Below are 10,497 nucleotides of genomic sequence, written 5' to 3' on the forward strand. Positions count from 1 at the left end.
TGTGTGTCAGTACTCGGTGGTCTGTGCTAATGATTTAAAAACCTGGCTGTTATCCGTGCTGGTGGTGCTACGCCAGTGGATCACGCCGGGGGTAGTAGCCAGCTCAAACGGCTCGTCATCGTGCGCGCGATTGAGAATTCGCGCGGCGCGCCAGGCCATCAGGCTGAGCTGGGGTTCGGCAATACCGAGACGGTGCATCCCGGCATTTACGGCAAACAGGCGGTTGCTCTGCGGGCCGTCCCATTCCAGGGTGAAATCGTTGTTGATGTGAAAAGCTTCGTCGGCATCCAGGTGCAGACGATGGGAGAGTGGCGCCAGAAACGCAGGCTGCGCGGCGCGGTAGCCCGTGGCAAAGATCACCACGTCGCTCTCCAGCTGTTCACGGCCACCGTCGAGGTGATGCTTTAGCGTCAGGCGTTGCCCGTTTTGCAGTCGCGTGAGTGCGGTTACCGAGCGGGACGGCATCAGGTGCGCCCAGGGTTTTTCACGCAGCACTTCAAAGCGGTGGTACATGGCGCGGTAAATCGCCAGCAGGGACTCGGTGGTGATACCGTCAGAGGTCATCTTCTGCTCGTGCAGCATCTGACGACGGGCCTCTTCACCAAGTGTGGAGAAGCTGTCCACGTACTCCGGCGTGAAATACTCGTTGGCAAATGCGGCCTCATCCAGGGCGTTGTAGTTGTTGCGGCGCGACACCCAGTTCAGGCTCAGCGGCTGACCCCACTCCCCGCGGAAGATATTCAAAAACAGATCGGCACCGCTCTGGCCGCCGCCAACGACGGTCACCCGTTTGCCCGCCAAATCTGGCGTGCGCAGCATCATCTCGCTGGCATGGAAGCAGCTGTCATCCTGTGCGGTCACGCAGTCGGGGAGGTTGATCTGTTTGCCAATCCCCACACAGACGTGGCGCGCCAGGAAGCGATCGCGCTGGGTTACTACCTCAAACAGGCCCTTTTTCTCATCAAAACTCACCTGCTGTACCTGCTGGCTGAAGGCGAGGTTGGTGAGGTTTTCCGCCGCCCAGCTCAGGTAATCAGCAAACTCCTCGCGGGAGACGGTGCGCTGCTCGGTGGTCAGAAAACGGTAGAACTTTTTACGCTGTACCAGGTAGTTCAGAAAGCTGTGGCGGTTGGTCGGCTCCACGGCGCTGACCAGATCCTTCAGGAAGCTGGTTTGCATGTGGCAGTCCGGCACCATCATCCCCGGGTGCCAGGAAAAATGCGGCTTACGTTCAAGAAACAGTGAACTGAATCCGTCCAGCCCCTCTGCAAGGGCAGCGATGCTGAGGTTAAACGGGCCAATACCAATGCCGATGAAATCATACGTTTTCATTGCGCTGACTCCTGGGAGACCAGAAAAAGGGGGTTATCGAGATCGCAGACGTAGTTCGGCAGCATGCGGCTGCCACCGTCGTGTTCGGAGAAGGTGAGTTTGACCGGGTTGAGGATCACGCGAATGATCTGCGGCTTAAACAGGTCGAACTTCGCGAAGCGCCCGGCAAGATCCGGATGTGCGGCCATATAACGGCGTAAAACCTGCGCCAGGATCTGGTAGAAGCGGGTTTCGCTGACGCCGCTTTGCTGCGTGAGACGCGAGATAAAACGCAGCACCGTCACGAAGTTGCCGGTTTGCAGGTCATGGATGATGTACTCCGCGCTCAGGCGCGCCGTGACGGCTTTCACCTGTTGCGGCAGGCTTTCCGCCTGCGGGAAATCTTCATCAACCAGCCGCATATCACCCTGGAAATCCTTCAGCAGGATGCGCTGCGGCACGTAGTCTTTCATCACCAGCGTCACGTTCTGGCCGTGGGCGATGAGCGCCACGCCGTAGCGGCAGAGCAGGTGATAGAACGGGATCACCGTGGCATCGAACAGTTTTTCCAGCCAGGCTTCGGCGGTTAATCCCGAATGCGCAATCCACGCGTCAATCAGCGGGCGTCCGGCGTTGTCGGTCTCCATCAGCGCCGCCATCAGCACCGCCTGCTCGCCGTCCTGCAAATAGCAGGACGGGTTTTCGCGCCAGATCACGCCCAGCATCTCCTGATAGCGATAGGGCGCTTTCGGTAATGCGGCGTAACCGGTATGCGCCAGATATCCGGCGGCGGGTTCACCAAGCACCTGCGCGCCAGAGCGGGTGAGAGTGGCGTCGCTGGCAAACTGCTGCTGTAACCAACGCGAAGCCAGCGGACCGGCGGCAATGTACTTACCCGGAATGCCGCGATAGCAGGAGGTGTTGTAGATGGTCAGCGGCAGCTTGATGTCATACGGCGCGCGGCGGCTGGCGTTGGTCAGCGTGCGCAGGGACTGTTGGGCCAGATACTCATCGCCAAATTCCCCCAGCTCTACCATCTCACCGCGCGCGAGCTGGGCCAGGAAATGGACGGCAATTTTTTGCTGCCACTGCCACGGGTGCAGCGGCACCGGTAGCCAGCTGTCGTCAAGCTTCAGCGCCTGCCAATGGGCGTCAAAGCGCGCGCGCTCGGCACTGTCCATGGTGCTGGCCAGCAGGGTGTTGATATCGCAATCGACATCGCTGCTCCAGACCAGATGCTCGCGCTGCACGGCAACCCAATGCAGGCGAAAACGGCCACGGTATTCCGGCGCGTACTGGCGCAGCGCCTCCAGCCCCCAGCCGCGGCGTCCTTTGTTAAAAATGAACTTGGGATGGCCGCTCATCAGACACTGGAGTTCGTCCGGGTCGAGATGAATAAGCGCGTCGGCATCCAGCGTCTCTCGCGCCTGCAGCAGCTGCATGTCGCCCCGCAGCGTGGCGTAAAGATCTTCCAGATGCTCTGCCGTTTGTGCGTCGCTCATCTCCAGCACCGTCGCCAGCTGCAGAAACGCGCTTTCCGCTTCCACGGCGGCTCCGCTGGCGGTGGTCAGACTGGCGGGATCGATATGTAACCAGCCCCAGATGCCGCGCGTGGCGCGAAACTGCCATGTTTCGCTGCCCATGGTGATTTGCCAGCGGTCAGCGGCCAGCGGCTCGGCGCTCAGGGTACGTTCGTATTCCAGCTCGGCGAGGATCTTCGCCACCATCTCGCGGTTCACTTTTTGCCAGAGTGCGTTCACAGTCCCACCTCGCTGAAGAAGCGGTGACGCTCGCTCATGATGAGGCGCGAACGTTTATGTGGGAAGTCGAACTCTTTAACGGTGTCGAAACCGGCGGAAGCCAGATGGCGGAACAGGCGCTGATTGTCGAAACGTGGCTCAGCGACAATGCGCGTCGTGCGCGGTTCATCCAGCCACAGATAGTGGCTCAGACCGCGCAGCCAGCTACGGATATACTGCGCGCCGCGCCAGTTCTCTTCGCCGACCAGCATATGCAGCCCACGGTCAAACGGCTGCCAGCGATAGTGGCGTCCGATACGGTCTTCTGCGGCCCAGTAGAGTTCAAAATAGCCGAACGGCTGATCGTCAAAGCAGCCGATAACCGGGTAGCAGTACGTCGAGTCGAGCTGACGGCGCAGGTAGTTTTCCTGCTCTTCCTGAGGACCGGCCATCTCCCAGAACGCGTTGACGCGCGGGTTGTTCATCCACTGGGTAAAACGCTCACCGTCCAGCGCCACGTCGGCCACGCGGAAGCTCAGGGTGCGTTTAATTTGTGCATCGTAACGGCGATAGACTTCCCCTTGCGGACGGTGAGGGCGCAGCGGGAAGTAAAGCTGACGGCTCTCATCGAACTGCATGCCACCGCTGGCCTGCGGACGCTCCCCCTGCAGCCACAGCGGCAGTTGCCAGAAGGTCTCACGGGCCAGATAATCGCCGCTGGCAAGCGCGAATAACGCCTGCGCCTGCGGTTCATCCTGCCAGGCTGCCCACGGCAGCGTGATGCCGGTCAGTGCCGGTGCGGCGACAAACAGCTGATCCAGCGCCTCTACCAGCCAGCCGTCCGGGATATCGCGCAGGCGCTCCAGCACCGCGCTGCCGTCGAGGCCTAATGTCAGCGGCAGGGACGTGTCCGTTGCGGTGCAACGAAAGCCGTAGCCGGAATGGACGATATTCGCGTTAGCCATCACGCCTTCTCCTTGTAAAACGGGTTGCTAAAGTCGAAATAGATCACTGCCGGATCGGCAATCGTATTTTCGTTGCGATCGTGCAGGTAGCAGAAAAAGTTGCCTTTACAGTTCCAGGTCGGGCTGTCGAGCACATAGTCGAGGCAGCGGGTCTGCTTCGCGGTCTGGCGCAGGCTGGCCAGCGCGTCACGCACCCGTGACATCAGGCTCTCTTCGCTGTCGAAACCTGCGGCAGCGAGGGCGGCGGTGACGGCGAGTGTGGAGTTCAGCAGCAGGTAATAGGGGAAGTAGCGCAGCAGCTGGCTCTCGCCGAAGCGGTTTTCCACCTCGCTTTCACCTGCCTCTTTCAGCCACGCGTCGGCCCCTTCGGTCCAGGCGCTGCCCTGGCAGTCACGGTAGATAAGCCCGACCGGGAAGTCCTGCTGCATCTCCACAAGAATGTTTTGCTGATGTGCCAGCAGGACCAGACCGTAATCGGCTTCGGCGCTGAACAGCGGAAGGAGAACGCGGTCGCAATAGGCGTCCAGCCAGCAGCGCGCGGCCTGGGCGAGGGGGAGATCCAGACGCTGGCTCAGACGGCGGACCGCAGCCGCCAACAGACTGTCACCGCCGTCCGGCGCGGCCTGCGTCAGGCTCACCAGCACGTTGGTTTGCGTATCCGGCGTATCAAACAGCAGGTTCACGCGCAGCGCCATCAGGCTCTCTTCCTGAATGACGCCGCTTTCGTCACGCAGACCCGCCCAGCCGTCTTCCTGCATCACGCGCATGGTGGGGTAGCGCGCCTGGAGCTCCTGCCAGCGCGCCGTTTTCGCCAGACGCGCCAGACGCATCCCGCGCTTAACCTCTTTCACCGACAGCGTGCGCACGGAGTTTGTCAGGCGCACGCTCAGGGAAAACTTAATCATGTCGCTGTTGGTTTCGCTGTACAGCGAGCGGGAGGAGCTGGTGGGCAGCCATTGCGCGCCCGCTTCGCCCAGATCCTGCAAGGCTCCCTTCGCCACCAGTCGCTGGCACCAGTCCTGACCGAGCAGGTACTCCGCCTGCCACGGGTGCATCGGCAGCAGCCAGCGGGCGTCGGTGAAATGACCGAGCAGTTCAGGGGCGCTCTGGGCTGCGAAGCGCAGCAGACGTTCGCGCAGGGAGACGTTCAGGCTCTCGCCAGCGATCAGTTCACTCTCAACCGCAAACCAGCGCAGCGGAAAGCGGGAGGCGAAATCGGGCAAATAGCGGCGGGCTTCGGTTTCGTTAAACGGCTCGTGTGACTTCGGGGCCGGATGGAATGCGTGGCCGACCAGCAGCGCCTGTTCCGCCTCGGCGAATGTCAGCGGCGTGTCGCGCAGGTTTGCCCAGCGGTGACGCAAGTCGATCGCCTGCCAGGTATGGGCATGGCTTTCAAGGGCGCGCTGCTTAAAACGCGCCAGCGTATCGGCATCCAGTGAGCCTTTTACATCGGGTTTTTCAATAATTAAATCAACCAGTTGAGGGAAAGTGACGGCGTCACTACGGTCGCTGTCGGTCTGGATGAGCGTTGCCGGGAAGCGATACTGATGATGCTGGGTTGGGGAGAAATAGTGTACTGAAACCCGGATGGCCTGGGTTTGCGAGAGCGGGATATGGATCTGCGATAGCTCATCCGCAGCGGTAGCGGGGAGATAGCGCCAGTCCTTCGTTTCGCGCAACAGGGCGTTTAAAAAACACTGGGCCGCAACGTCTGTACCGGCAGAGCGGGGCAGAGTACGCATAGATGTACCTCATTCCATGACTGATAATAATTCTCGTTATGATATTCATTCTGTTTACAGTCGCAACTATTTTTGCAATATTTGTTTTCATAAACTTCATGATTTCCACACATTTATTGACACTATGTTCACAATTCTATGCGCTCACTTTCCGACACTCTGACCGACAATCTCACCCCGAAAGCGAACTGGCCCCTGGCGTTGTGTGCCGGTTTACTGGGGATCGGGCAAAACGGTTTGCTGGTCATGCTGCCGCAGCTGGTCACGATGACCGGGCTATCGCTCTCCGTTTGGGCGGGTCTGTTGATGTTCGGTTCGATGCTCTTTTTACCGGCTTCGCCCTGGTGGGGACGCCAGAGCGAGCGGCACGGCTGCAAAAGCGTGATGCTGGCCTCGCTGAGCGGCTATCTGGCAAGTTTCTTCGTCATGGCGCTGGTGGTCTGGGCAATGGCGAACGGGATGCTTAATGCCGCCTGGGGGCTGGCAGGGCTTATCCTCTCGCGCACCCTGTACGGCCTGACGGTCTCTGGTCTGGTGCCGGCGGCTCAGACATGGGCCATTCAACGTGCGGGTCTGGAGAAAAGAATGGCCGCGCTGGCGACGATAAGCTCGGGCCTCAGCTGCGGGCGTCTGCTGGGGCCGCCGCTGGCAGCGCTGATGCTCAACGTTAACCCGGTGGCACCGCTGTGGCTGATGGCTATGGCTCCGTTTATCGCCCTGCTGATAGTGCTGCGTGAAGTGGCCGATCCGCCTTTACCGCCAGTGGCGCAACAGGCGACGCGGCTGCAGGCATCAATGCTGCCTTATCTTATGCTGGCGCTGTTGCTTGCCGCACTGGTGAGCCTGATGCAGCTTGGTCTGTCACCCCATCTCAGTCCGTTGCTGGACGGCAATGCGGCGCAAATCAGCCATCACGTTGCGCTGCTGCTGAGCCTGGCCGCGCTGGCAACGCTCGCTGCCCAGTTTCTGGTGGTGCGTCCGCAGCACTTTCGCCCGATGACGTTACTTTGCCTGGCAGCGGTGTTGATGGTGGTCGGACTTGGGGTGATGTGTCTCGCGGATGTGGCACTGTTCTATGTGGGGATCGTCATTACCTCGCTGGGGGCGGCGATGGCAACGCCCGGCTATCAGCTGCTGCTGAACGACAGGTTAACGACAGGCAAAGGGGCGGGGGTGATCGCCACCAGCCATACGCTGGGCTACGGCGTCAGCGCGTTGCTGGTGCCGCTGGTGACGCGCGCATTCGGTGAAACGTTTTTAATCGTGGCCGCCTGGGCAATGGCGCTGCTGTTTTTAGCCTTGAGCTTAGGGGTACGGTCGGTTGAGCGTACCCCAGAAACAGGGGCCTAGTGGACGTGTCGGGAGGCGGTGCTGCCGGAACCCTCACTCTGGCGCAGACGCTGCAGGGGATCCTGCTGATAAAAATGACAAAAACGTTGCCACAGGGCCGGGAAACGCGGGGCGAACAGCTCGGGGGCGCTAAAGAAATACTCTGACAGCACCGCAAAACACTCGGCCGGATCGGTTGCCGCATAGGCATCAATGCTGGCCGCGCTTTCCCCGACAAGGTCAATCTCATCCTGGATATTTTCCATCGCCGCATGCAGGTCGTGCTCCCAACCGGCGACTTCACGCAGGGGGATCAGCGGAACACCGCTGGCGCGATCGCCGTTGCGGGTATCAAGCTTATGCGCCACTTCGTGAACAATCAGGTTAAACCCGGACGCGTCGAACGAGTCCTGAATATCCAGCCAGTTGAGGATGATGGGGCCTTGCTGCCAGCTTTGCCCGGACTGCACCACGCGCTGGTTATGCACCAGGCCAATATCATCTTCCCACTCGTCATCAACGATAAATGGTGCGGGGTAGATCAGCACTTCGTGGAAACCATCCAGCCACTCGATACCCAGTTCGAGCACCGGCAGGCAGAAAAGCAGGGCGATACGCGCGCTTTTAAGTGCATCCAGCTCAAACCCCTGCAGCGGAACCAGCCGCTTTTGCTGCAAAAAGCGATCCGCCAGTTGAATGAGCTTTGACTGTTCATCCGGCTGGAGGTTGGCCAGCACGGGGATCGCCAGCGCGTCATCCCACGGCAGCGCCACATGTTGACCAGCGTCATTTGATTTCCAGGGCCACTTAATCATCGCTGTGCTCGCAAACTCGTCACGTGTACAAAATTGAAAGGTCAGGTTCCGTTAACATGCCAAAGAACCCGGCATGAAGGCAACTATAAAACGTAGAGATGTGGGAATGGCAGGAGAGGCCAGCCCTCTGCCATTATTCAAACACTTATCCCGTTTCCTTTCAGTGACAAAAATCCCATTGAGACGATCCCCAGTGGAAAACATGGCACAACGGGTGGCACAGGGCGTTTATCGACGTTTGATTTCCCCGAGCGCGTCGATCAGTTGCGCCTTCTCCAGCGCTGAGATCTGCTTATCGTTCAGCAACCCGGAGAGCTGGCGGTCCTGCTCTTCACCAAATCCGCCACCGGTCATGATTTGCCGGCTAATCAGGTTCAGGATGGTGTTATCCAGTTCAAGAATTTGTGCTCTTACTTCTGCCAGCGGGCGGGGCTGCCACGCTTTTTCAGGCTGCAAACGCCAGCGATCGAGATAGCGGTACTGGATGTTTTTACTGACGGCCATCTGTGTCTGGATAAACGCATCAATACTCTGCGGATCCAGCATGACGTCACGCGCAGCATCCTGTGCTTTCAGCAGAACATTTTTTTCTCGAGGGAGATCCTCAACGGGAAGATGGTTCGCCGCCTTATAACCCGCCACATCCTTCATCACCTCGAATCGTGTATTTAATGCCTCAGCCAGCTCAGGAAGGGTTGCCGAATTCACGGAAGCAGCCAGCGATGAACCACACATTAAAATTGACGAAACCACAACTGCGAAATAGCGCACGGTTATTCTCCCGCAAAGATGAATTGAGCATCTATTATCGCAGCCTGTTTATTACAGGCAATCGTTTATAACGTTAATAAACGGCCATATTTGTAAGCATTTCAGGGGATAGATAGAAAATAAAAAATCCTGATGAATAAAGTCATCGATAGCGCAAATGTCTTTAATCTTATTGCCAAATTTCGCATTTCCAATTGCTATGCCTGGAATATGCTACCGAGCGACATCTTATTCCCCATTTCAGAAATAACATGAAAAATAACCACCCTATGTTCGGACGAAAATGAAGAAAATTTATAAAAATGAGTCAGACAAATCACCGACGGCAACTTATGGGATACGCTTAACCCCGGTTGCGATAACTCACCGTCACCTGATTGCTCAGCACATGCAGCGGCGCGTCGAAACGCCCCCCCGCCACGGAATAATACTCAAAACGAAACGGCCCAGCGGCTGGCATCCCGGCAGGCAGGGGCAGCTCTCCGGCGAAGCCGGGCAGCGTCAGGCAGCGCGTGGTGCTGCACAGGCGAATGCGAAACCCCGGTGGGGTCAGGCCGTCTGTCTGAATCTTCCAGTACACGCGCGAGGCCACCACGCCAGCGGGCAGGGGAGAGGGGTTTTGCACCGGTTTGCTTTTCAGTACCATTTGCCCCCGGGTCAGCGTGCCGCCAAAGCTCTCTCCGCTCCAGGAACCGTCCGCCGCAACAGCCAGCGGCGAAACCAGAAGCAGCGCAAGCACTGCTCTCCTCATCCTTTGCCCCCAATCAGATACGTCATCCGCACGTTGCGCTGGGTATTAATCTCCTGGCTGGAGAGCACCGCCAGCTGCGGGAAGATGCGGCGCAGGTAGCGCGACAGCATCAGACGCAGGGCCGGGTTCACCAGCAGCACCGGCGGTGCGCCTAAACCTTCCTGATGCTGCAGCGCCTTTTCGGTCTGCTTCATCAGGTTTTCAGCTATGCCCGGCTCAATTGCGCTGCCGCTCTGGGTCGCCTGGATCAACAGCTGCTCCAGAGAGAGATCCAGGCCAATCAGCTGAATGTCCTCCTCGCCCGGGAACCACTGCTGGGTTATCGCCCGGGAAAGGCGCGCCCGCACGCGGGTGGTCAGCTCATCAGCATCGCTCTGGGCGGTGGCAAACTCCGCCAGCGTATCGATGATGGTACGCATATCGCGGATCGGCACGCGCTCGGCCAGCAGATTCTGCAGCACCTTATGCAGCGTGGTCAGGCTGATGACCGCCGGGATCAAATCTTCCACCAGTTTCGGTGAATGTTTGGTGATCTGATCGAGCAGCTGCTGCGCCTCCTGACGACCAAACAGCTCCTCGGTATGGGTGGTGATAAGATGGTTAAGGTGTGTTGCCACCACTGAACTCGGATCCACCACCGTGTAGCCCAGCGTCTGCGCCAGTTCACGGTGAACTTCGTCAATCCACAGCGCAGGCAGACCAAAGGTGGGCTCGGTACACGGCGTGCCAGGGACTTCCCCTTCGGCGCAGCCGGGGTTGATCGCCATCCAGCGATCCGGCTGCACTTCACCGGAACCAATGGTGACCCCTTTAAGCAGGATGCGATAGTGCGTTGGCGCCAGATCCAGGTTGTCACGAATATGCACGGCAGGCGGCAGGAAGCCCATCTGCTGGGCAAACTTCTTGCGAATACCGCGCACGCGGGTCAGCAACTGACCCTGCTGTTCGTGATCCACCATCGGGATCAGGCGATAGCCCACTTCCAGACCCAGAGTATCTTCCATCTGAACATCAGACCAGGAGGCTTCGTTCACCTGCGCCACCTCAGCGTCCGCCGCATCGGCATCCGCCTGT

Annotated in this window: 9 protein-coding genes; 1 reads left to right on the plus strand and 8 read right to left on the minus strand. The window is 59.0% G+C overall.

Annotation, left to right across the window (positions count from 1 at the left end; translation table 11 throughout):
• Nucleotides 1–6: 6 nt before the first annotated feature.
• Genes AK59_RS0101385 through AK59_RS0101400 form a run of 4 tightly spaced genes read right to left on the minus strand, consistent with a single transcriptional unit; the run spans nucleotide 7 to nucleotide 5,757 of the window.
• Nucleotides 7–1,332 carry a lysine N(6)-hydroxylase/L-ornithine N(5)-oxygenase family protein gene (locus AK59_RS0101385; RefSeq protein WP_029881839.1) on the minus strand — a complete coding sequence of 442 codons (1,326 nt, stop codon included), beginning with the start codon at nucleotides 1,330–1,332 and terminating at the stop codon, nucleotides 7–9.
• The gene (iucC, locus tag AK59_RS0101390; protein ID WP_029881840.1) at nucleotides 1,329–3,071 is read right to left on the minus strand and encodes an IucA/IucC family protein; all 1,743 of its coding nucleotides are present in this window, start codon (nucleotides 3,069–3,071) and stop codon (nucleotides 1,329–1,331) included. The genes AK59_RS0101385 and iucC overlap by 4 nt, the downstream gene beginning before the upstream one ends.
• Entirely contained in the window at nucleotides 3,068–4,015 is a 948-nt protein-coding gene (locus tag AK59_RS0101395) for a GNAT family N-acetyltransferase (protein ID WP_029881841.1), read from the minus strand. Before AK59_RS0101395 ends, iucC begins: the two co-directional genes overlap by 4 nt.
• The gene (locus tag AK59_RS0101400) at nucleotides 4,015–5,757 is read right to left on the minus strand and encodes an IucA/IucC family protein (protein ID WP_029881842.1); all 1,743 of its coding nucleotides are present in this window, start codon (nucleotides 5,755–5,757) and stop codon (nucleotides 4,015–4,017) included. Before AK59_RS0101400 ends, AK59_RS0101395 begins: the two co-directional genes overlap by 1 nt.
• Before the next feature lie 138 nt (nucleotides 5,758–5,895).
• Between AK59_RS0101400 and AK59_RS0101405 the strand changes: the two genes are divergently transcribed.
• On the plus strand, nucleotides 5,896–7,107 hold the full coding sequence (locus AK59_RS0101405) for an MFS transporter (protein WP_029881843.1): 1,212 nt from the start codon (nucleotides 5,896–5,898) through the stop codon (nucleotides 7,105–7,107).
• Here the strand turns inward: AK59_RS0101405 and mtfA are convergent.
• The 4 genes from mtfA to AK59_RS0101425 form a co-directional block, all read right to left on the minus strand.
• Nucleotides 7,104–7,901 (minus strand): DgsA anti-repressor MtfA, encoded by a 798-nt coding sequence (mtfA, locus tag AK59_RS0101410; RefSeq protein WP_029881844.1) that lies wholly within the window; start codon nucleotides 7,899–7,901, stop codon nucleotides 7,104–7,106. The genes AK59_RS0101405 and mtfA overlap by 4 nt on opposite strands.
• Nucleotides 7,902–8,129: 228 nt before the next feature.
• Nucleotides 8,130–8,672 carry a chorismate mutase gene (locus tag AK59_RS0101415; protein ID WP_029881845.1) on the minus strand — a complete coding sequence of 181 codons (543 nt, stop codon included), beginning with the start codon at nucleotides 8,670–8,672 and terminating at the stop codon, nucleotides 8,130–8,132.
• 343 nt (nucleotides 8,673–9,015) lie between these two features.
• Entirely contained in the window at nucleotides 9,016–9,411 is a 396-nt protein-coding gene (locus AK59_RS0101420) for a flagellar protein FlhE (protein ID WP_231501482.1), read from the minus strand.
• 8 nt (nucleotides 9,412–9,419) lie between these two features.
• Nucleotides 9,420–10,497 (minus strand): FHIPEP family type III secretion protein (locus AK59_RS0101425; RefSeq protein WP_029881847.1); only part of this gene is annotated, 1,078 nt, incomplete at its 5' end.

This window comes from Enterobacter sp. T1-1, assembly GCF_000710795.1.
Classification (GTDB): domain Bacteria; phylum Pseudomonadota; class Gammaproteobacteria; order Enterobacterales; family Enterobacteriaceae; genus Enterobacter; species Enterobacter cloacae.